This is a genomic window from Streptomyces atratus, from assembly GCF_900119365.1.
GTDB classification, from domain to species: Bacteria; Actinomycetota; Actinomycetes; order Streptomycetales; family Streptomycetaceae; genus Streptomyces; species Streptomyces atratus_B.
Window position 1 is genome coordinate 270,100 of the sequence record NZ_FPJO01000003.1, and the last position, 20,466, is coordinate 290,565.

General features: G+C 73.1%; 19 protein-coding genes and 1 pseudogene. 15 read left to right on the forward strand and 5 right to left on the reverse strand.

Going from position 1 to position 20,466, the window contains the following annotated elements; translation table 11 throughout:
* Nucleotides 1–133 precede the first annotated feature (133 nt).
* The gene (locus BT364_RS08115; RefSeq protein ID WP_072484429.1) at nt 134–679 is read left to right on the forward strand and encodes a helix-turn-helix domain-containing protein; all 546 of its coding nucleotides are present in this window, start codon (nt 134–136) and stop codon (nt 677–679) included.
* A gap of 12 nt (nt 680–691) precedes the next feature.
* Complete coding sequence (locus tag BT364_RS08120) at nt 692–1,396, forward strand: helical backbone metal receptor (RefSeq protein ID WP_072484430.1); 705 nt, start codon at nt 692–694, stop codon at nt 1,394–1,396.
* Here BT364_RS08120 and BT364_RS08125 read toward each other — a convergent pair.
* Entirely contained in the window at nt 1,335–2,486 is a 1,152-nt protein-coding gene (locus BT364_RS08125) for a TDT family transporter (protein WP_072484431.1), read from the reverse strand. The two genes, BT364_RS08120 and BT364_RS08125, sit on opposite strands and share 62 nt — an antisense overlap.
* 70 nt (nt 2,487–2,556) lie before the next feature.
* On the opposite strand from BT364_RS08125, the gene BT364_RS08130 reads away from it, so the two are divergent.
* Both BT364_RS08130 and BT364_RS08135 read left to right on the forward strand, forming a co-directional pair.
* Entirely contained in the window at nt 2,557–3,492 is a 936-nt protein-coding gene (locus BT364_RS08130) for a LysR family transcriptional regulator (protein ID WP_072484432.1), read from the forward strand.
* Nucleotides 3,493–3,554: 62 nt separating this feature from the next.
* Nucleotides 3,555–4,511, forward strand: coding sequence for an aminoglycoside phosphotransferase family protein (locus tag BT364_RS08135; protein WP_072484433.1), 957 nt, complete (start codon nt 3,555–3,557; stop codon nt 4,509–4,511).
* Nucleotides 4,512–4,580: 69 nt separating this feature from the next.
* On the opposite strand, the gene BT364_RS08140 is transcribed toward BT364_RS08135, so the two are convergent.
* Complete coding sequence (locus tag BT364_RS08140) at nt 4,581–5,276, reverse strand: FadR/GntR family transcriptional regulator (protein ID WP_072484590.1); 696 nt, start codon at nt 5,274–5,276, stop codon at nt 4,581–4,583.
* A 211-nt stretch (nt 5,277–5,487) separates the two neighbouring features.
* On the opposite strand from BT364_RS08140, the gene BT364_RS08145 reads away from it, so the two are divergent.
* Complete coding sequence (locus BT364_RS08145; protein ID WP_072484434.1) at nt 5,488–6,423, forward strand: DUF2510 domain-containing protein; 936 nt, start codon at nt 5,488–5,490, stop codon at nt 6,421–6,423.
* Between the two features lie 15 nt (nt 6,424–6,438).
* Here BT364_RS08145 and BT364_RS08150 read toward each other — a convergent pair whose 3' ends face one another.
* Complete coding sequence (locus BT364_RS08150; RefSeq protein WP_072484435.1) at nt 6,439–7,641, reverse strand: amino acid deaminase/aldolase; 1,203 nt, start codon at nt 7,639–7,641, stop codon at nt 6,439–6,441.
* Between the two features lie 479 nt (nt 7,642–8,120).
* Here BT364_RS08150 and BT364_RS08155 point away from each other — a divergent pair, with 479 nt between their 5' ends.
* Both BT364_RS08155 and mycP read left to right on the forward strand, forming a co-directional pair.
* Nucleotides 8,121–9,023, forward strand: a complete 903-nt coding sequence (locus tag BT364_RS08155; protein WP_072484591.1) for a hypothetical protein — start codon at nt 8,121–8,123, stop codon at nt 9,021–9,023.
* Nucleotides 9,020–10,216: a type VII secretion-associated serine protease mycosin gene (mycP, locus tag BT364_RS08160; RefSeq protein WP_072484436.1), complete on the forward strand. Its 1,197-nt coding sequence runs from the start codon at nt 9,020–9,022 to the stop codon at nt 10,214–10,216. The genes BT364_RS08155 and mycP overlap by 4 nt, the downstream gene beginning before the upstream one ends.
* A 245-nt stretch (nt 10,217–10,461) precedes the next feature.
* On the opposite strand, the pseudogene BT364_RS44080 reads toward mycP, so the two are convergent.
* A pseudogene (locus BT364_RS44080) lies at nt 10,462–10,788 on the reverse strand (serine hydrolase); the annotation flags it as partial.
* A gap of 268 nt (nt 10,789–11,056) precedes the next feature.
* Here BT364_RS44080 and BT364_RS08170 point away from each other — a divergent pair.
* Nucleotides 11,057–11,833, forward strand: a complete 777-nt coding sequence (locus tag BT364_RS08170) for an SseB family protein (protein WP_072484437.1) — start codon at nt 11,057–11,059, stop codon at nt 11,831–11,833.
* Nucleotides 11,834–12,145: 312 nt separating this feature from the next.
* On the opposite strand, the gene BT364_RS08175 is transcribed toward BT364_RS08170, so the two are convergent.
* Nucleotides 12,146–12,508, reverse strand: a complete 363-nt coding sequence (locus tag BT364_RS08175) for a DUF1844 domain-containing protein (RefSeq protein WP_072484438.1) — start codon at nt 12,506–12,508, stop codon at nt 12,146–12,148.
* Between the two features lie 343 nt (nt 12,509–12,851).
* Between BT364_RS08175 and infC the strand changes: the two genes are divergently transcribed.
* From infC to pheT, 7 genes are all read left to right on the forward strand, one after another.
* Entirely contained in the window at nt 12,852–13,556 is a 705-nt protein-coding gene (infC, locus tag BT364_RS08185; RefSeq protein ID WP_218172412.1) for a translation initiation factor IF-3, read from the forward strand.
* Nucleotides 13,557–13,679: 123 nt separating this feature from the next.
* Nucleotides 13,680–13,874, forward strand: coding sequence for a 50S ribosomal protein L35 (rpmI, locus tag BT364_RS08190; protein WP_072484441.1), 195 nt, complete (start codon nt 13,680–13,682; stop codon nt 13,872–13,874).
* Between the two features lie 109 nt (nt 13,875–13,983).
* On the forward strand, nt 13,984–14,367 hold the full coding sequence (gene rplT / locus BT364_RS08195) for a 50S ribosomal protein L20 (RefSeq protein ID WP_072484442.1): 384 nt from the start codon (nt 13,984–13,986) through the stop codon (nt 14,365–14,367).
* A 125-nt stretch (nt 14,368–14,492) separates the two neighbouring features.
* Nucleotides 14,493–15,323, forward strand: a complete 831-nt coding sequence (locus tag BT364_RS08200) for a TrmH family RNA methyltransferase (protein WP_072484443.1) — start codon at nt 14,493–14,495, stop codon at nt 15,321–15,323.
* Between the two features lie 103 nt (nt 15,324–15,426).
* Nucleotides 15,427–16,590: a sensor histidine kinase gene (locus tag BT364_RS08205; protein ID WP_072484444.1), complete on the forward strand. Its 1,164-nt coding sequence runs from the start codon at nt 15,427–15,429 to the stop codon at nt 16,588–16,590.
* Nucleotides 16,591–16,736: 146 nt separating this feature from the next.
* Nucleotides 16,737–17,864 (forward strand): phenylalanine--tRNA ligase subunit alpha, encoded by a 1,128-nt coding sequence (gene pheS / locus BT364_RS08210; protein ID WP_072484445.1) that lies wholly within the window; start codon nt 16,737–16,739, stop codon nt 17,862–17,864.
* A complete protein-coding gene (gene pheT, locus BT364_RS08215) occupies nt 17,864–20,377 on the forward strand; it encodes a phenylalanine--tRNA ligase subunit beta (RefSeq protein WP_072484446.1) in 2,514 nt (837 codons plus the stop codon). The genes pheS and pheT overlap by 1 nt, the downstream gene beginning before the upstream one ends.
* The last annotated feature ends 89 nt before the right edge of the window (nt 20,378–20,466 follow it).

The window sequence follows — 20,466 nt, forward strand, 5'->3', positions numbered from 1 at the left end:
AAAGGGTGGGCACCGCCGACGGCGGGCCCGCCCTTTCCGGGTTTCCGGACGTTCATCATCCGGACGACCTTGCGCAACCGTATGCGTAATGTGCTGGCAGCCGGAAGGATGACGAGTCGGGAGGGAGCCGGACATGGACGAGAAGGAAGCACTCCGCGTGGGCGCCGCGGTCCGCCGAAGGCGCAGAACCCTGGGACTCACACTGGCCGCGGTCGCCGGCCGCAGTGGTCTGTCCGTACCGTTCCTCAGCCAGATCGAGAACGAGCGGGCCAGGCCCAGCGCCCGGTCCCTGGACCGGGTCGCCGAAGCGCTGGAGACCACCACGGCACGGCTGCGCGCCGCCGCGGACTCGGCGCGCGCCGTCGACGTGGTGCGCGCCGGCGAGGGCGACGGGGTACGCAGGGTGGTGCGTGGACGCCATCAGCTCAGCGCCCTGGAGTTCACCGGGGAGCTCGATCTCCGGCGCGAGTTCCAGCACCGGAACGACGAGGTGATGTACGTGGCGCAGGGCGCCGTCGAAGTGGAGGCCGAAGGGCAGGCGTACCGGCTGGAGCAGGGCGACACCCTCTTCCTGTCCGGCGGGGTGCGGCACCGCTGGCGGGCCACGGTGCCCGGCACGAGGCTGCTGGTCGTCGCGGTCGCCGAGCACATCGACGCCACCTACGACCCGCGCCGCTGAGCGGGGGCCGCCGTGCGAGTCGTCTCCCTGGTCCCCTCGCTCACCGAGGCCGTCGCGGTGACCGCGCCCGGACTGCTGGTCGGGGTCACCGACTGGTGCACCCACCCGGCCGGCCTGACCGCCGCCCGGATCGGCGGGACCAAGAATCCCGACGTGGCCGCGGTGCTCGCGCTCCGGCCGGATCTCGTCGTCGCCAACGAGGAGGAGAACCGCGAGGCCGACCTCGCGGCGCTCCGGGCCGCCGGTACCGAGGTGCTGGTCACCGAGGTCCGCACCCTCGACCAGGCGTTCGCGGAGCTCGGACGTGTCCTGGCCGCCTGCGGCCGGTCCGGGCCGCGCTGGCTGGACGAGGCCGAGGCGGCCTGGGCCGCACTGCCGCCGCCCCGTGCGCCCCGCCGCGCGATCGTGCCGATCTGGCGCAGGCCCTGGATGGTGCTGGGCCGCGACACCTTCGCCGGGGACCTGCTGGCCAGGCTCGGCGTCGAGAACGTCTACGCGGACCACGCCGAGCGCTATCCCCGTATCCCGCTCGACGTGCTCAACGCGGCGGGCGCCGGCCTGGTGGTGCTGCCCGACGAGCCGTACCGCTTCACCGCGGACGACGGGCCCGAGGCTTTCCCCGCACTGCCCGCCGCGCTCGTCGACGGGCGGTACCTCACGTGGTACGGGCCGTCACTGGTGCGGGCGCCTGCGGTGCTGCGAGCAGCGCTCCGCTGAACAGCCCGCGCAGCGTCCGTACCCCGGCCACCGCCCAGGCCGCCACCAGCAGCACGTACAGCGCGACGGCCAGCCAGGTGAGTGCCGTGAGACCGGTGTGCCGGGCCAGACCCGCGGCGCCCGTGACACAGGTACCGACCGGGAAGGTGAAGCCCCACCACGTCATGCCGAAGGTCATGCCGTTCCGCGCGGCCCGCACCACCAGCGCGACGGCCAGAGTCAGCCACAGCAGCGCGAAACCCATCACCGGCACCCCGTACACCACGGCGAACACCCCGAGCCCCGAGGCGTACGGCGCCCCGATCGCACCCGGCGCCACATCGGCGAGCTGATTGACCGCGGTCGTCGACTGCCCCAGCGGGCCGAGGACCAGGAACAGCGTGGGCGTCAGCGCGAGCGGCAGCGGCCCCCGGTGGACGAGCCGGGCGAAGATCAACGGCAGCATCACCAGCGTGGCCAGCAGACTCAGGCCGAACATCGCGTAGCAGGCCAGCAGCATCGCCTCCCGCCACTGACCGGCCGGCAGTTCCGGCACCAGCAGCGGACCGAGAGCCGCGGAGACCATCGGGGCCACCAACGGCAGCAGCCACACCGGCGACGCGGTGCCGGGCTCGATCCGGTGGCGTACGACCATCAGATACGGGATCGCGACCGCGGCGGCCAGCCCGATCAGCGTGCCCGCCGTGTACAGCACCACGTCCAGGGCGAGAGCGGCCCGGTGCCCGATGACATCCTGGCCGACCACCATCGTCGAGCCGCCGACGGCCAGCAGGGCCATCGACAGACAGCCGTAGAACGGGGCCACGGCCGGGTCGAGCAGATGGCTGCGGGCCTGGTCGCGATGGGCGACCCAGTGCCCGGTGCGGGCCACCAGCACCGCGACGAGCGCCACCACCGCCAGCACCCACACCACCGTGCAGGCCATCCGAAGCCCCGGGACGTGCACGGGCAGCGCGACACCCGCGCTCGCGACGATCGAGGTGCCCATGACGGCGGCGTACCAGTTGGGGCCGAGATACCGCAGGGAAGGCAGCCGCTCGGCGGCAGGGAGCGGGACCGGGGACTGCTGGGTCTGCGGAAAGATGGCCATGCCACGATTTTCTCGGCGGGGGCCGGGCCCCACCAGGGAGTCCACATCTATGAGGTCATAAGGTGGATTTATGACCGGCGAAGCGCATGTCCCTCTCTCCCACCGGATCCCCGACCTCGGAGCGCTGGAACTCCTGCTCGCCGTCGCCCGGCACGGCAGCCTGGGACGCGCGGCCCGGGAGACCGGCGTCACCCAGCCCGCCGCCAGCAGCCGCATCCGCTCCATGGAACGGCAGCTCGGCGTGGCCCTGCTGGACCGCTCACCGCGCGGCTCCCGGCTCACCGACGCGGGCGCGCTGGTCACCGACTGGGCGCGCAGGATCGTCGAAGCCGCCGAGGCGTTCGACGCGGGCGCCCAGGCGCTGCGCGACCGGCGCGACTCCAGGCTGCGGGTCGCCGCCTCCATGACCATCGCCGAGTACCTGCTGCCCGGCTGGCTGATAGCGCTGCGCGCCGAACGGCCGGACACGGCGGTCTCGCTGCTCGCCGGGAACTCGGCGGCGGTCGCGGGCCGGCTGCTGGCCGGCGAGGCCGACCTCGGATTCGTGGAGGGCCTGTCCGTGCCGGAGGGGCTCGACGGCACGGTCATCGCCCATGACCGCCTCGTCGTCGTGGTCGCCCCGTCCCACGCCTGGGCCCGCCGCCTCACCCCCCTCACCCCGCAGGAACTGGCCGCGGCCCCGCTGATCCTGCGCGAGCAGGGCTCCGGCACCCGCCAGGTCCTGGACGCCGCCCTCGCCGTGCACGGCGGCCTCGCCCAGCCGCTGCTCGAACTCTCCTCCACGACCGCGGTGAAGGGAGCGGCGGAGAGCGGCGCCGGACCGTGCGTCCTGAGCGAACTGGCGCTCGGCGAGGAGCTGTCCTCGCGGCGCCTGATCAAGGTCCCGGTCGCCGGAGTGCGCCTGCGACGCCAGCTCCGCGCGGTCTGGCCCTCCGGCCACCGCCCGACGGGACCGGCCCGCGACCTGCTGTCACTGACCGCGAGGGACGGCCGGGCGCGTCCGTGAGGTCCCGTACGCCCCGGCAAAACCGCTGGCGGGTGCCCGGCTCCGTGGCCAAGGATGCGCGGATGGATGTGATCGCTCCACCCGCCACCGGCGTCCGCCACCACTGGGCCGGCCTCCCCGCTCTTGTCCGGAGCGCCGTCGAGGACATCCTCGGCGCCCGTGTCGTCGAGGCGCGCAGCCAGAGCGGCGGGTTCTCGCCGGGCGTGGCCGCCCGCGTCCGGCTCGCGGACGGGCGGCGCGCCTTCGTCAAGGCGGTGAGCGCCGAGACGAACCCCAGCAGCCCGGACCTGCACCGGGCCGAGGCCCGGCACACCGCGGCGCTCCCGCCCGGCACCCCCGCGCCCAGGCTGCTCGGTTCGTACGACGACGGCACCCTGGTCGCCCTCGTGCTCCAGGACATCGACGGCCGCCAGCCCCGCATCCCCTGGGAACCCGCCGAGCTGGACCGGGTCCTGGCGGCGGTCGGTGAGCTGGGCACCGCCCTGACCCCGGCGCCGTTCGACGCGCCCGCCGCAGCCGTCCGCAAGGCCAGGATGTTCACCGGCTGGCGGACCCTGCCGGCCGAGGGGGACACGAGCCGGCTCGACCCGTGGGCGGCCCGCAATCTCGGCCTGCTCGCGGAGCTGGAATCGGGCTGGGAGGAACCGGCCGCCGGGGACAGCCTCGCCCACAGCGACCTGCGGGCCGACAACATCCTGCTCACGGACGAGCGGGTGGTCTTCGTCGACTGGCCCCACGCGCTGAGGGCCGCCCCCTGGTTCGACCTGCTGACGATGCTGCCGTGCGTGGCGGCACAGGGCGGCCCCGATCCGGAGACCGTCTTCACCACCCACCCGCTGGGCCGGGACGCCGATCCGGCAGGAGTCACGGCCGTACTCGCCGCGCTGACCGGCTACTTCGTAGCGAGTTCGCTGAAGCCGGCCCCGCCCGGCCTGCCGACGCTCCGGGCCTTCCAGCGTGCCCAGGGCGCTGCGGCGCTCCGCTGGCTGCGGGGGAGGCTCGGCCACAGGGCTCCTTGAGGCCACCCCACGGACATAAGGTGCCAATGGTGACGGAGCAGACCTTTGCGTCTTCCGTGTGCTCCGGGCTCAGGTCAGGAAACCGCGCAGCAGCGCGGCCGTACCGGCGCAGTGCTCGCGCATCACCGCGCGCGCGGCCTCCCCGTCCCCGTCGAGGACCGCCTCGACGAGGCTGGTGTGCTGGTGCTGCGAATGCTCCAGGTTCCGTACGAGCAGCGGGATGCAGTCCAGCAGGTCGTTCAGGGTGGCCCGGACGGCCGCGTACTGCGTGGTGAGCGAGGCGGACCCGGAGAGTTCGGCCAGGGTCAGATGGAACAGGGTGTCGCGCCTGCGGTAGTCCTGGAGCGGTGCCTCGTGCGTCGCCGTCAGGGCGGCGCGCAGCCGGTCCGCGCCCTCGCCGTCGAGCCCCCGCGCGGCGCACAGCTCGGCCGCTCCGGCCTCCAGCACCTCGCGGAAGCGCAGCACGTCCTCGATGTCGACGGACGCCACCCTCCGGCGCAGCTCGTCCTCGCCGGGGCTGTCGGTGCGCAGCAGCACGAACGTGCCGCCGTACCGGCCGCGCCTGCTCTCCACCAACCCCTGGTCCTGCAGGACCTTCAGCACCTCGCGCAGGGTGACCCTGCTGATCCCCAGCAGCTCGGAGAGGTCGCGTTCGGCCGGCAGCCGCCCGCCGCCCGGCACCAGCCCCAGCCTGACCACCTGGAGGATCTGCTCCAGGGCCTCCTCGAAGCCGTTCCCCGCCCGGACCGGCCGCAGCACGGGCATCAGGCGGTCGATGAACTCGCTCTCCCCGGCCACGGCCCGTTCCCCTTCCCCGGTCACTGGTCGGCCAACAATGGTTGACACTCACACCTTAAGTCCTGCGGCCGGCCCGGAACGGAGCATCCCCCGGCGGACCGGGCACCCCTCTGCGGACGATTCGGACAGACTGTCAATCGCCGGGTCCGGGCCGGTGACCGAACCCTAGAGTGGGGGAATGAGCAACGTGACACCGCCCGGCTGGTACCCGGACGCCGAGGCACCGGGCACCGAGCGCTGGTGGGACGGCACGGCGTGGACCGCGCTCACCCGCCCGGCGGCCCCGGCACCCCAGGGCTTCGGCCCGCCCGAGCCGGTCGCCGCCGCATCCGGCACCGGCACCACCGCCGACGGGGGCGGCACCAGGATCGTCGCGCTCGCCGTGGCCGGCCTGATCGTCGTCGGCGCCGCCGTCACCGGAACCGTCCTGCTGGGCAGGGACGACAGCGGTACGCGGCCCGAGGCCGGCCCGAGCAGCTCCGCACCCCCGGCCACCCCCACCGCGACGGCCACCCCGTCGCCCGGCGACTCACCGGCCGAGGACGACCCGAAGGTCCTCGTCGACCAGCTCAACGGCATCACACTGCCGATCCCCGACGGCTGGGAGAAACCCGGCAGGACCGTTGAAAAGGTCCTCACCATGCGCACCGTCGACTCCTACGACTGCCCCGGCAGCTCCTCCGACTTCTGCTACCACGCCACGGTCACCAGCCGCATCGCGAGCGCCACGGACATCACCTCCCCCGAGGAGCTCGCCAAGCAGGACATCGCCACCGCCGCCGACAGCGCCTACGAGAAGAACATCGTCGGCGACCGGATCCACGGCGGCATCACGTCCCACAAGCAGCTCGACTCCGGGTCCGTGAGCGTCGCCGGGCGCACCGGCTACCAGGTGCGCTGGCGTGTCAACACGGCCGAGGGGCCCGGCGGTTACGTGCAGTCGCTCGTCTTCCCGTCCACGATCGGCAGTGAAGCGCTGATCATCGTGCGCTGCGCCTTCGACGCGGGCCCCGACGGACCGCCGCTCTCGCTCATGGACACCATCACCAAGGGGATCCGGCCGATCGGCGACAGCGCGACGAGCGGTGGCGCGGGCAGCTCGATCGCGCCCTGACCCGGGCCGCCCCGCTCAGAGGAACGTACGGCCCTCGCCCCGGTACGTCGGCACGGTCGCCGTCACCCGGTCGCCCTCGATCAGCTGCAACTCGTCGAAGCGCTCGCACAGTTCACCGGCCTTCGCGTGCCGGAACCAGACCTTGTCGCCGATCAGCAGATCGTCGGCCGGGGCACCGAGCAGCGGGGTCTGCACCTCGCCCGGCCCCTCCTGCGGGTCGTAGCGCAGTCCCTCCGGCAGATACGGGACGGGCAGCCGGTCCGCGCCCGCGGGGCCGGACGCCGGATAGCCGCCACCGAGGACCGTCACCACCCCCACACCCGGCCGGCGCACCACGGGATGGGCGAACAGTGCCGCCGGACGGGCCGTGAACGACGTGTAGTTGTCGAACAGCCTCGGTACGTAGAGCCCCGACCCGGCCGCGATCTCGGTCACCGCACGCTCGGCGGCCGTGTGCTGCACGCTGCCCGTGCCGCCGCCGTTCACGAACTCCAGGTCCGGCGCCACCGCCCGTACCGCGCGCACCACCTCGGCGCGTCGCACGGCCAGTTCCCGCCGGGCCGCGGATTGCATCAGCCGGACCGCCCGGGAGCGCAGCGGCCGGCCCGCGACCGCGTCCCCGACCCCGGCGACATGACCTTCGTACGCCATCAGGCCCACCAGCCGGAATCCCGGCCGCCGCGCCACCGAGCGTGCCAGCTCCGCGAGTTGGGCGGGGGAGCGCAGCGGGGAACGCAGGGCGCCGACCCGGACCCGGCCGCCGAGCAGCTGGAGCGAGGTGTCCAGCTCCAGGCAGACCCGGATCTCCTCGCGGCCACCCGCCCGCGCCGCGTCGATCAGCTCAAGCTGGGCGTGGTCGTCGACCATCACCGTCACCGCGGCGGCCAGCTTCGGATCGGCGGCCAGCTCGGCGAGGGCGGCCCGGTCGGCCGTCGGATAGGCGAGCAGTACGTCCTCGAACCCGGCCCGCGCCAGCCACAGCGACTCCGCCAGCGTGAACGACATGATCCCGGCGAAGCCGGGCCGCGCGAGCACCCGTTCCAGCAGCGCCCGGCACCGCACCGACTTGCTCGCCACCCGTATCGGCTTCCCGGCCGCGCGGCGGACGAGATCGTCGGCATTGGCGTCGAACGCGTCGAGATCGACGATGGCGATCGGGGCGTCCAGATGGGCGGTGGCCCGGTTGTAACGGGTCCGGTCAGCGGCACGGGCAGTCATGGCCGCAGCTTGCCAGACGTCCGTACCGCTGGGTAGGGGGATGATCTGTACAGATCGTCCAGGGCGGGACGGCTGGCTCCCGCCGGGGGCCTCCCACCCCGTAGAGTGACGGGACGCGGCAACCAACGGGCCTGCCTGTGACGTCGATCCGCGCACGGTACGGAATGGGACCAGGGGGGCGGATGAGTACCGAGGCGCAGCGTGCTCCTGTCCCGCCCCGCCCCACGACCCCGCCAACACCGCCCCCAACGCAGGACTTGGCGGCGGCCTCCGCGGGCGCACCCGTTCCCGAACGCCCGGACACACCGCCGCCCGCGGCCCCCGCCCCGCCTGTGGAGACCACGGCCCGGCTCCGCCCCGTGCCCCCGGCCCCCGCGGCCGCCGCACCGGCCGTCAGCCCGCCTCCCACCACTCCGCCTCCCGCCCCGCCGCGCCCCGAGCAGCCACCCGCGGCGACCCGTCGGCGGCCCGTCGGCGCCGTGGACCTCACCCCGCGCCCGGGAGCCGCCCCGCCACCGGCCGGGCGGGCCCACGTCCCGTACCGGCAGCCGCAGCCGCAGCCGTACCGTGCACCCCACCCCGAAACACCCGCCGAGACCACCACCCGGCTGCGCCCGATCCGTACCCGGCACCCCGCCAGGACCGCGACCGCCGCGGTGTGTGTCGTGCTCGGGCTCGGACTGATCGGCGGCGCGGCCACCGGCGCCTGGCTCACCAGCGACTCCTCGGCCGACGCCGCCGCCCACAGCGCCTACACCGTGGGCCGCTCCGCCTGGCACAGCGTCCCCGTGGACACCCTCTTCCCCCGCACGCTGAAGGGCGACGGAGCGGGCCCCGGCGGCGCCGACCGGATCTGGACCCGGATCGCCGTCGCCCCGGACGGCGGCTGCCGGGCGGCCCTGGACCCGCTGCTGGCCAGGACGCTCGGCCCGGTCGGCTGCGAGCGCCTGCTCCGCGCCACCTACACCGACGCCACCACCAGCAGCGTCACCACGGTCGGGGTGATCTTCACCGAGGGCGACGCCGCGGCGATGAAGGCGCTGAGCACCCGCTTCACCGGCCAGCACCTCGGCCGGCGCACCGACCTGATGCCCCGTACCCACCCCGTCAAGGGCACGGCCGCCGCCGGATTCGGTGACCGGCAGCGCGCCAGCTGGACGGTCCACGTACTGACCGAGGTGCCCGTCGTCGTGTTCGCCGTGTCCGGCTTCGCCGACGGGCGCACCGTCACCGACCCGCAGCCCGCCGACCGGGCCATGGCTGCGAACGCCACGACGGCCGCCGCCCAGGCCGGGCTCGGCCACGAGGCCAAGGGCATTGCCGACCGGATCGAGCGCGGCCTGCGCCGGACCGTCACCGACCTCACGGAGAAGCCGGAATGAGCCGCCGCAGCCGCCGCCACCGCGCCCTGGGCGCGGTCTGTGCCGCCACCGCGTTCGCGCTCCTGCCCGCGGCGCCGGCCAGGGCCGACGCCATCCGGGACCAGCAGTGGGGCCTCCAGGCGATCCACACCGCCAAGGCGTGGCAGACCACCAAGGGCCGCGGAATCACCGTCGCCGTCGTCGACACCGGGGTCGACGGCAGCCTCCCCGACCTGGCCGGCCAGGTGCTGCCCGGCAAGGACATGATCGGCTTCGGCGCCCGCCGCGGCGACCGCTCCTGGGCCCGGCACGGCACCGCCATGGCGGGCATCATCGCCGGTCACGGCCATGGAGCGGGGCGCGACGACGGAGTGCTCGGCATCGCGCCCGAAGCGAAGATCCTCCCGGTGCGGGTCATCCTCGAAGCCTCCGACCCGGCCCGCGCCAAGGCCCGGGAGTCACGCGGCACGGCCCTCGCCGACGGCATCCGCTGGGCCGCCGACCACGGCGCCGACGTCATCAACCTCTCCCTCGGCGACGACAGCAAGTCCGCGCACCCCGAACCGGGCGAGGACGCCGCCATCCAGCACGCGCTGAAGAAGGGCGCCGTCGTCGTCGCCTCCGCCGGCAACGGCGGCGAGAAGGGCGACCACATCTCGTACCCCGCCGCCTACCCCGGTGTGATCGCGGTCGCCGCCGTCGACCGGTACGGCACCCACGCCGCGTTCTCCACCCGCCGCTGGTACGCCACCGTCAGCGCCCCCGGGGTCGACATCGTCGTCGCCGCGCCCGACCACCAGTACTACGTGGAGTGGGGCACCTCCGCCGCCTCCGCGTTCGTCTCGGGCGCGGTCGCGCTGGTCCGCGCCGCGCACCCGGAACTGACCCCCGCCCAGATCAAGAAGCTCCTCACGGACACCGCCCGCAGCGCCCCGGCGTCCGGCCGGGACGACGCCCGGGGGTACGGGATCGTCGACCCCGCGGCGGCGATCGAGGCCGGAGCCGCACTCCGCCCCGCCGGTCTGCGCGCCGAATCCGCCGAGACCGGCTACCGGAAGCGGTACTTCGGTACCGGCCCCACCCCCGAGCGCCAGGAGAGCAGCCCCGCGGGCTGGCTTGCCGCCGGCGCGGGCGGCCTCGGAGCGGTGCTGCTGGCCCTGGCCGTGGTGCTCTGGCGCGGCAGGGGCCGAGGTCCGGCCGCCGCACGGGGCTGACCGCCGCACCCGCTCACCGCGCGGCGCCGAGCGCTCCCACCGCGGCCCTCGCCACCGCCTCGACCAGCGCGATCCCCGATTCCTTCGTCCGGTGCCCGTCCGAGAGCACCGCCAGCAGACAGGTGCGCGCGCCGGCCCGGACCCGCCCGATGCTGTTGATGTCCCAGAGCCCCGGTCGTCGTCCGTGGCATCCTGCCGTTCTTCAGGGCCCAGTCGCCGCCGGCCGCCGACACACCCCACCGCTGACCGGCCTCGACCCGCTCCATCAGCCCGCGCAGATACGCGCGGGAGTCCTCGCTGAGCTCCGAATCCGTGCCGAACACCGCCCGCAGCAAGGCCAGTTGGTCCGCCGCCGTGGTCCGGGTCAGCCCCCACGCGTGCGCTGCCGTCGTCCCGGTCAGGCCCAGACGCGCATGGGCCGCGTCGAGCGCCTCCGGGCCGCCGACGGCCCGCAGCAGTGCGGTGGCGGAGGCGTTGTCGCTCCGCTCGATCACGGCGGTGGCACGGTCGTGCTCGACGGCGGTGAGCGCGCGCTGCTCGTCCTGGGCGAGCAGCAGCAGCGCCGCGACCATGTCCACCTTGACGATGCTGGCGGTGTCGAACGAGCCGCCCCCGCAGGCCGCCCGCGCCCCGCTCCCGGTGTCCAGCGCGGCGGCCGACACCCTCGCCCCACCCGCGTCGGTCAGCAGCGGCTCCACCGCCGCGGCCAGTGCCGCGTCGAGATCCACCGGCCGCTCCTCACTCCTCGTCGCAGGGACCGACGATACGGACCCGGCCGCGGGGACCGGCCGATGCCGACCTGTCGGCGGGGCGGGAAAGCCCAGGCACTACGCTCGCCCTGTGGCGCAGAAGAACATTCCGGACCCCGGATACTCCGACGACGACGGCACGGCCGACCCGGCACTGACCGAGGCGCTGGCCGCCTGGGCCGAGGACCGCAAGGCCGTCGGCCCGGTACTCGAAGCCCTCAAAGGCACCCGGCTCCTGGTCCCGGTCGTCGCGGTACTGGGGGAGGTGGAGGAGGACGATGAGGGGAGCCGCGGAGCGTCCGGCAAGGGTGATGGTGGGCGACGGGCGGGCGGGCTGCGTCGCGAGAAGACCAGCGACATGGCTGTCCCCACCCTCCGGGCGGGGGACCGCCGGGCCCTGCCCGCCTTCACCTCGACCGCCTCACTGGCCCTCTGGGACCCGCAGGCACGTCCCGTCGCCGTACCCCTGCACCAGGCGCTGCAGGCCGCCGCGCACGAGAAGGCGGACACGGTCGTCCTCGATCTCGCCGGCCCGGTCGCCTTCGAGCTGACCGGCCCCGCACTGCTCGCCCTCGCCGAGGGCCGCACCAGCGCCGACCCGCTGGACGACCCGGCCGTCACCTCGGCGGTGCGGAACGCGGTCGCCGCCGAGCCCGCGGTGCTCCGCGCCCACCTCGGCCCCGGCCAAGCCGACGGCACCCTCGCCCTCGTCCTCGCCCCCGGCGCGGACCCCGCCGAAGCGGCCCGCCGGGTCGCGGAGCTGCTGGCGGTCGACGAGGTCCTGCGCGCCCGCCTGGTGCGCGGACTGGATCTGGCACTGCTGCCGGCCGACGCCGCCGCGCCGGGCGAGCCCCTGTTCACCCGCTGAGCACGAGAAGAGCCCCCCGCCCGGAAGGGCGGGGGCTCTCGATGCTCGCGGAGACAGAAGGGAACAGCGGGGCGGGGCTGAGCCTGTCGGGTGACCCCTGATCGGGCGGTCACGCCCTGGCACGCACTCCCCCAAGGCCTTAAGGGCCAGGGGGGACCCCCTCCCGCGTTGCCGAAATGTCCTGGTAGCTCTTTCCCCGAACTCTCAGCTTCGTTCGAGCAGGGGAGACCCCATCCGAGGACATCCCGGCGCCCTGGAATCGTACGCACCAGACCGCGCCCGCTAGCCGATCGAAGGTCACCCGACAGGCTCTCAGCCGAAGACCGGGCCGGTGTACTTCTCGCCGGGGCCCTGGCCGGGCTCGTCCGGCACCAGCGACGCCTCGCGGAACGCGAGCTGCAGCGACTTCAGGCCGTCCCGCAGCGGGGCCGCGTGGAAGGAACTGATCTCGGTGGTGCTGGCGTCCAGCAGGCCGGCCAGCGCGTGCACCAGCTTGCGGGCCTCGTCGAGGTCCTTGTGGTCCTCGCCGTCCTCGGTCAGCCCGAGCTTCACGGCGGCGGCGCTCATCAGATTGACCGCGACCGTCACGATCACCTCGACCGCGGGCACCTCCGCGATGTCGCGGGCCATGTCGTCGAAGCCGGGGGAATCACTGGTGGGGGTCGCGTCACTCATGCGCCATACGATAGGCCCACGCCGATGCCGCCCCGCTCGCGGGAGCGGTGGGTGAGCAGCCGGTTAGCGTACGCCGGGGGGAGCTGCTAACCTTGTGTAACGACCGGCTGGGCAGCTATGTGCCCGGCCCACAAGTGGAGGCTCCGATCTCCCACCTGGCCGTCCTTCAGGGCGGCGGGTCATCCGGTCAGGCGGTGACCATCGTTCCGTACGGACGATGGGGCCGCCCGATGTGCCCCGCGGTTGACCGCGGTGGTTCCGGTTGTTCCAGGAGCCCCGCCTGTGTCCCGTCCGGGGCATTTTTGTTGCACTGGTGCGGTTGGTCTCACGAAACAGACGTTACGTGGCTGTCCGCCAGGCGGCCGCGTGGTGCTACCGAGGAGGATCCATCAGCGCCGAGCCCCGCATCAACGACCGGATTCGCGTTCCCGAGGTGCGACTTGTCGGTCCCAGCGGCGAGCAGGTCGGGATTGTTCCGCTTGCCAAGGCCCTGGAACTCGCACAGGAGTACGACCTCGACCTGGTCGAGGTGGCGGCGACCGCCCGTCCGCCCGTGTGCAAGCTCATGGACTACGGGAAGTTCAAGTACGAGTCGGCCATGAAGGCCCGTGAGGCGCGCAAGAACCAGGCGCACACGGTCATCAAGGAGATGAAGCTCCGGCCGAAGATCGACCCGCACGACTATGACACCAAGAAGGGTCATGTCGTCCGGTTCCTCAAGCAGGGCGACAAGGTCAAGATCACGATCATGTTCCGTGGTCGTGAGCAGTCCCGCCCTGAGCTGGGCTTCCGACTGCTCCAGCGTCTGGCTTCGGACGTGGAGGAACTCGGCTTCATCGAGTCCAACCCGAAGCAGGACGGCCGGAACATGATCATGGTTCTGGGCCCGCACAAGAAGAAGACCGAAGCCATGGCCGAGGCCCGCGAGGCCCAGGCCGCCCGCAAGGCGGGGCGTCAGGGTTCCACCCCCGACGCCGACGCCGAGGCCGCGGACACGGCTGCGCAGGCGCAGCCCGAGGCTCCGGCCGAGACACCTTCCGAGGCGTGACCTCAGGGGGCCGCCATCCAGGCGGCCCCCGGTCCCTCCCCGGAATTCCCACCAAGATCTGACGCCCCTGCTGCCCGGTGCCCGCACCGCGAGGGGCGCCACTGACGAGGAGAGAACGGCGCGATGCCGAAGAACAAGACGCACAGCGGTGCCAGCAAGCGCTTCAAGATCACCGGCTCCGGCAAGGTGCTCCGTGAGCGCGCAGGCAAGCGCCACCTTCTTGAGCACAAGTCGTCCAAGAAGACCCGCTCGCTGACCGGCACGGTCGTAGTGGCTCCGTCCGACGCCAAGAAGATCAAGAAGCTTCTCGGCAAGTGAGTCCGCGGCCCGCGGTGAACCCGTGGGCGGCGAACTCGACTCAGACCGGGACCAATTCGTTTCCGGGCCGTGTGAGTCCAACCACGGCCCCGCTACAAGGAGTTAAAAAGTGGCACGCGTCAAGCGGGCAGTAAACGCTCACAAGAAGCGCCGGGCAATCCTCGAGCAGGCCAGCGGTTACCGGGGCCAGCGCTCCCGCCTGTACCGCAAGGCGAAGGAGCAGGTCACCCACTCCCTCGTCTACAACTACAACGACCGCAAGAAGCGCAAGGGCGACTTCCGTCAGCTGTGGATCCAGCGCATCAACGCCGCTGCCCGCCAGAACGGCATGACGTACAACCGCCTCATCCAGGGTCTGAAGGCCGCCAACATCGAGGTGGACCGCAAGATCCTGGCCGAGCTCGCGGTCAACGACAGCAACGCGTTCGCCGCCCTCGTCGAGGTTGCCCAGAAGGCCCTCCCGAGCGACGTCAACGCCCCGAAGGCCGCCTGATCCAGGTCGCACTTCCTGTCTTCTGAGCCGGACCCGCAGGCGCTCGCCGTCTGCGGGTCCGGTGCGTTGCACGACACATTCCGTACGTCCGTCACCTCCGTACGCAGAGAGGCTCGCCGCCGACCATGGGCACCCCCGAACTGATCTCCCCGCGATCGCCGCGCGTCACCGCCGCCCGGCGGCTGGCCAAGCGCAACTTCCGCGGCAAGGAGCGCAGGTTCATCGCCGAGGGGCCGCAGGCCGTGCGCGAGGCCGCCGAGCACCGCGGCAGTGACGGCGAGCCGACACTGATCGAGCTGTTCGCCACCGTCGAGGCGGCCGAGCGGTACGCCGACATCGTCGCCGCCGCCCACACGGCCGGCGCCCGGGTGCACCTCGCCGACAGCGATGTGCTCGCCGATGTGTCGCAGACCGTCACCCCGCAGGGCCTGATCGGCGTCTGCCGCTTCCTCGACTCCCCGTTCGACGCGATCCTCGCCGCGAAGCCGAAACTCGTCGCCGTTCTCGCCCACGTACGCGACCCCGGGAACGCCGGTACGGTGCTGCGCTGCGCCGACGCCGCGGGCGCCGACGCCGTGGTGCTCACCGACGCCTCGGTGGACCTCTACAACCCCAAGTCCGTGCGGGCCTCGGTCGGTTCGCTCTTCCACCTGCCGGTCGCCGTCGGCGTCCCGGTCGAGCAGGCCGTGCAGGGGCTCCGGGCGGCGGGTGTACGGATTCTCGCCGCCGACGGCGCGGGCGACGATGATCTCGACGACGAGCTCGACGCGGGCACCATGGGCGGTCCGACCGCCTGGGTCTTCGGCAACGAGGCCTGGGGCCTGCCGGAGGAGACCCGGGCGCTGGCCGACGCCGTCGTACGGGTGCCCATCCACGGCAAGGCGGAGAGCCTCAACCTCGCGACGGCGGCCGCGGTCTGCCTGTACGCCTCCGCGAGGGCCCAGCGCCCGAGGTGATCGCGCCTCCGCGCCACCGCAGGGTGTCGCTCCGTCACCGACGACTAGTAGGGTGGCGAACTCGGGGGCCCACTGCACCGGTTCGAGAGGTGGGGTACGGGATATGGCTGTCGGCATGAGCAGGCCGCGCGAGACACATGCGGCCGTCGTGCGCGCCTGTGAACCCCCCGGCACGGCCGGTGAACCGGACGGGAGCCGGGAGCTCGGAGCCGTGGACGTGGGCGTCGATCCCGACGACCTGCCCGACGGCCTGGTCGTCGCCGACGAGACCGGCCGGGTCATCTGCTTCAACTCCGCCGCCGTCCGGATCACCGCGGTGCCCCGGGCCGCCGCCCTCGGCCGCTGTCTGGAGCACGCGCTGCCGCTGGAGGACCTCAAGGGCCGCCGCTGGTGGACCCTGACCGATCCCTACGGCGGCCTCGCCACCCGCGTCGGCCAGCCCGAACGCAATCTGCTGCTGCCCGGCGGCCGGGAGGTCCTGGTCTCCGCCCGTTACGTGCGCGAGCGCCCCACCGGCCCGGTGCGCCGGGTGGTGATCTCACTGCGCGGCACCGAGGCCCGCCGCCGCAACGAGCGCAGCCATGCCGAGCTGATCGCGACGGTCGCCCATGAGCTGCGCTCCCCGCTGACCTCGGTCAAGGGCTTCACCGCGACCCTCCTCGCCAAATGGGAGCGGTTCACCGACGACCAGAAGCGCCTGATGCTGGAGACGGTCGACGCCGACGCCGGCCGCGTCACCCGGCTCATCGCCGAGCTGCTCGACATCTCCCGGATCGACTCCGGGCGCCTGGAGCTGCGCCGCCAGCCCGTGGACCTCTCCGCCGCCGTCGAACGTCACATCCAGGCCCTCACCGCGAGCGGCCAGAACCCCGACCGCTTCCTCGTCCGCACCTGCCAGCCGCTGCCCGCGGTCTGGGCCGACCCGGACAAGGTCGACCAGGTGCTCGGCAACCTGCTGGAAAACGCGGTGCGCCACGGCGAGGGAACCGTCACCATTGAAGTCGCACCCGCACCCGCGAAGAGCGACGAGAAGGGAACGGCCGTCACCGTGAGCGACGAAGGCCCCGGCATCCCCGAGGAGTCGATGGGCCGTGTCTTCACCCGCTTCTGGCGGGGGAGCAAGCGCGGTGGCACCGGCCTGGGCCTCTACATCGTCAAGGGCATCGTCGAGGCGCACGGCGGCACGATCACGGTCGGCCGCGGCCCCGGCGGCGGCGCGGAATTCCGATTTATCCTGCCCGTGAGCACGCCGGCCTACCTGGTCTGAGCGGCCCACGGGCCTCCCACACATCCTGTGGCCCTTAGACTCGACCTTTGGCACCTTTGCGTCCTCCAGTCGTCGATCGGGGCCATGGGGGTCCGGGGCATTCCCCCGGTAAGCGCAGTATCAGCCAATCGGAAGCACGGGAAGAGATGTCGGCACCGAACAAGTCGTACGACCCAGTCGAGGTCGAGGCACTGAAACCGGAAGAGATCGAGCGCATGCGGGACGAGGCGTTCGCCGCCTTCGCCGCCGCCGGTGACCTCGACGCGCTCGCCCAGGCGAAGACCGCGCACACCGGGGGCACCTCGCCGCTGTCGCTCGCCAACCGCGAGATCGGCGCACTGCCGCCGCAGGCCAAGGCCGAGGCCGGCAAGCGCGTGGGCCAGGCCCGCGGCGCCGTCTCCAAGGCCCTCGCCGCCCGCCAGGCGGAGCTGGAGGCCGAGCGGGACGCCCGTGTGCTGGTCGAGGAGGCGGTGGACGTCACACTGCCCTACGACCGCACCCCGGCCGGTGCCCGCCACCCGCTGACGACCATCATGGAGCGTGTCGCGGACGTCTTCGTGGCCATGGGCTACGAGGTCGCCGAGGGCCCCGAGGCCGAGGCGGAGTGGTTCAACTTCGACGCCCTGAACTTCGTGCCCGACCACCCGGCCCGGCAGATGCAGGACACCTTCTTCGTCCAGGGCGCCGACGGCGCCAGGAACGACGAGTCCGGTGTCGTGCTGCGCACCCACACCTCGCCGGTCCAGGCCCGCTCCCTGCTCGACCGGGAGCCGCCCGTCTACGTCGTCTGCCCCGGCCGCGTCTACCGCACCGACGAGCTCGACGCGACGCACACCCCGGTCTTCCACCAGATCGAGCTGCTGGCCGTCGACGAGGGCCTCACCATGGCCGACCTCAAGGGCACCCTCGACCACATGGTCCAGGCGCTCTTCGGCCCGGACATGAAGACCCGGCTGCGGCCGAACTTCTTCCCGTTCACCGAGCCGTCCGCCGAGATGGACATGGTCTGCTACGTCTGCCGCGGCGCGTCCGTCGGCAACCCGGACCGCCCCTGCCGCACCTGCGGCAGCGAGGGCTGGATCGAACTCGGCGGCTGCGGCATGGTCAACCCCAAGGTGCTCATCGCCTGCGGCGTCGACCCCCAGAAGTACAGCGGATTCGCCTTCGGGTTCGGCATCGAACGGATGCTGATGTTCCGCCACAACGTCGAAGACATGCGAGACATGGTCGAGGGTGACGTCCGGTTCACCCGGCCGTTCGGGATGGAGATCTGATGCGCGTCCCGCTTTCCTGGCTGCGGGAGTACGTCGACCTGCCGGCGACGGAGACCGGCCGTGACGTACAGGCCAAGCTCGTCGCCGTGGGTCTGGAGGTCGAGACCGTCGAGCAGATCGGCGCCGGCCTCAAGGGCCCGCTGGTCGTCGGACAGGTACTGACCATCGAGGAGCTGGAGGGCTTCAAGAAGCCCATCCGCTTCTGCACGGTCGACGTCGGCGACGCCAACGGCACCGGCGAGCCGCAGGAGATCGTCTGCGGCGCCCGCAACTTCGCCGTCGGCGACAAGGTCGTCGTGGTCCTCCCGGGCGCCGTGCTGCCCGGTGACTTCGCGATCGCCGCACGCAAGACGTACGGCAAGACCTCGCACGGCATGATCTGCTCCACCGACGAGCTCGGCATGGGCGACGACGGCACGCACGGCATCATCGTGCTGCCGCCGGAGCACGAGGCGGGCACCGACGCGATCGAGCTGCTCCAGCTCGTCGACGAGGTCCTCGACATCGCCGTCACGCCCGACCGCGGCTACTGCCTCTCCATGCGCGGTGTGGCCCGCGAGACCGCCATCGCGTACGGGCTGCCGCTGCGCGACCCGGCGCTCCTGGACGTGCCCGCGCCGAACGCGTACGGCTACCCGGTCAAGGTCGCCGACCCGACCGGCTGCGACCGCTTCACCGCGCGCACCGTCGTCGGCCTGGACCCCGAGGCCCGCTCCCCGATCTGGATGCAGCGCCGGCTGCAGAAGGCCGGGATGCGCCCGATCTCGCTCACCGTCGACATCACCAACTACGTGATGCTGGAGCTCGGTCAGCCGCTGCACGCCTACGACCGCACCCGGATCGACGGGCCGATCGGCGTGCGCCGCGCCCAGCAGGGCGAGAAGCTCACCACCCTCGACGGCACGGTCCGCGTCCTGGACACCGAGGACCTGGTCATCACGGACAACCGCGGGCCGATCGGCCTCGCGGGCGTCATGGGTGGTGCCAACACCGAGATCGCGGACGTCCAGGACGGTGAGCACCGCACCACCGAGGTCGTCGTCGAGGCCGCGCACTTCGACGCGATCTCGATCGCCCGGACCGCGCGCCGCCACAAGCTGTCCTCCGAGGCGTCCAAGCGCTTCGAGCGCGGCGCCGACCCGCAGGCCGCGGCAGCCGCCGCGCAGCGCACCGTCGACCTGCTGGTGCTGCTCGCCGGCGGCACCGCCGAGGCCGGGGTCACCGAGGTCAGCGCCCCGGCCGTGCCCCGCACCATCGCGATGCCCGCCGACCACCCCGACCGGGTGGCCGGTGTCGCGTACGGCCGCGAGACCGTCGTACGCCGCCTCCAGGAGGTCGGCTGCGACGTCTACGGGCAGGACGAGCTGATCGTCACCGTGCCGTCCTGGCGCCCCGACCTCAGCGAGCCCAACGACCTCGCCGAAGAGGTCATCCGCCTGGAGGGCTACGAGAACCTCCCGTCCACCCTCCCGACCCCGCCGTCCGGCCGCGGGCTCACCGACCGCCAGCGGCTGTACCGCAGGGTCGGCCGGGCGCTCGCCGGATCCGGCTACGTCGAGGCGCTGAACTACCCGTTCATCGGCGACGCCGTCCTCGACCAGCTCGGGCTCGACGCCGACGACGCCCGCCGCCGCACCGTCAAGCTCATCAACCCGATCTCCGACGAGGAGCCGGCGCTGCGCACCACGCTGCTGCCGGGTCTGCTCGGCGCACTGCGGCGCAACGACGGCCGCGGCAGCCACGACCTCGCGCTCTTCGAGACGGGCCTGGTCTTCAGGCCGACCGGCGCCGAGACCAAGGCCGTCCGGCTGCCCGTCGACCGCCGTCCCACCGACGAGGAGATCGCCGGGCTCGACGCCTCGCTGCCGCGTCAGCCGCGCCGCGCCGCGGTCGTCCTCGCGGGCGCCCGCGAGCAGGCCGGCTGGTGGGGCAAGGGCCGCCCGGCCGACTGGGCGGACTCCATCGACGCCGCCCGCACGATCGCCCGTGAGGCCGGCGTCGAGGTGACCGTCCGCAGTGACCGGCACGCGCCGTGGCACCCGGGCCGGTGCGCCGCGCTGTACGTCACGGTGAACGGCGAGGAGACCCTCTTCGGGCATGCCGGTGAGCTGCACCCGCGCGTCGTGAAGGACCTTCACCTGCCCGAGCGCACCTGCGCCATGGAGGTCGAGCTCGATGTCCTGGAGCAGGCCGTCGACGGCGCGCTCCAGGCGCCCCGGATCTCCGCCTTCCCGGTGGCGACCCAGGACGTCGCGCTGATCGTCGCGGAGAACGTCCCGGCTGCCGACGTGGAGCGGGCGCTGCGCGAGGGCGCGGGCGAACTGCTCGAATCGGTGCGGCTGTTCGACGTCTTCACCGGTGAGCAGATCGGTGCGGGCCGCAAGTCCCTGGCGTACGCGCTGCGCTTCCGCGCGGCGGACCGCACGCTGACCGTCGACGAGGCGACGGCCGCGCGCGACGCGGCGGTGGCCCTCGCGGCCGAGCGGACGGGCGCGGTGCTGCGGGGCGCGTAGCGTCCGGCGCGGACACGGCGAGGAGGGGCGCATCCGGTGACCGGGTGCGCCCCTCCCGCATGCTCGCCGAGCGGCGAGGACCGCACCCG

Bases quoted from the DNA above. Each gene is read 5' to 3' on its own strand.
- BT364_RS08115 (WP_072484429.1), top strand. From the start codon at position 134: ATGGACGAGAAGGAAGCACTCCGCGTGGGCGCCGCGGTCCGCCGAAGG.
- BT364_RS08125 (WP_072484431.1), bottom strand. From the start codon at position 2,486: ATGGCCATCTTTCCGCAGACCCAGCAGTCCCCGGTCCCGCTCCCTGCC.
- BT364_RS08130 (WP_072484432.1), top strand. From the start codon at position 2,557: ATGACCGGCGAAGCGCATGTCCCTCTCTCCCACCGGATCCCCGACCTC.
- BT364_RS08135 (WP_072484433.1), top strand. From the start codon at position 3,555: ATGGATGTGATCGCTCCACCCGCCACCGGCGTCCGCCACCACTGGGCC.
- BT364_RS08140 (WP_072484590.1), bottom strand. From the start codon at position 5,276: ATGCCCGTGCTGCGGCCGGTCCGGGCGGGGAACGGCTTCGAGGAGGCC.
- BT364_RS08145 (WP_072484434.1), top strand. From the start codon at position 5,488: ATGAGCAACGTGACACCGCCCGGCTGGTACCCGGACGCCGAGGCACCG.
- BT364_RS08150 (WP_072484435.1), bottom strand. From the start codon at position 7,641: ATGACTGCCCGTGCCGCTGACCGGACCCGTTACAACCGGGCCACCGCC.
- mycP (WP_072484436.1), top strand. From the start codon at position 9,020: ATGAGCCGCCGCAGCCGCCGCCACCGCGCCCTGGGCGCGGTCTGTGCC.
- BT364_RS08175 (WP_072484438.1), bottom strand. From the start codon at position 12,508: ATGAGTGACGCGACCCCCACCAGTGATTCCCCCGGCTTCGACGACATG.
- rpmI (WP_072484441.1), top strand. From the start codon at position 13,680: ATGCCGAAGAACAAGACGCACAGCGGTGCCAGCAAGCGCTTCAAGATC.
- BT364_RS08200 (WP_072484443.1), top strand. From the start codon at position 14,493: ATGGGCACCCCCGAACTGATCTCCCCGCGATCGCCGCGCGTCACCGCC.
- BT364_RS08205 (WP_072484444.1), top strand. From the start codon at position 15,427: ATGGCTGTCGGCATGAGCAGGCCGCGCGAGACACATGCGGCCGTCGTG.
- pheS (WP_072484445.1), top strand. From the start codon at position 16,737: ATGTCGGCACCGAACAAGTCGTACGACCCAGTCGAGGTCGAGGCACTG.
- pheT (WP_072484446.1), top strand. From the start codon at position 17,864: ATGCGCGTCCCGCTTTCCTGGCTGCGGGAGTACGTCGACCTGCCGGCG.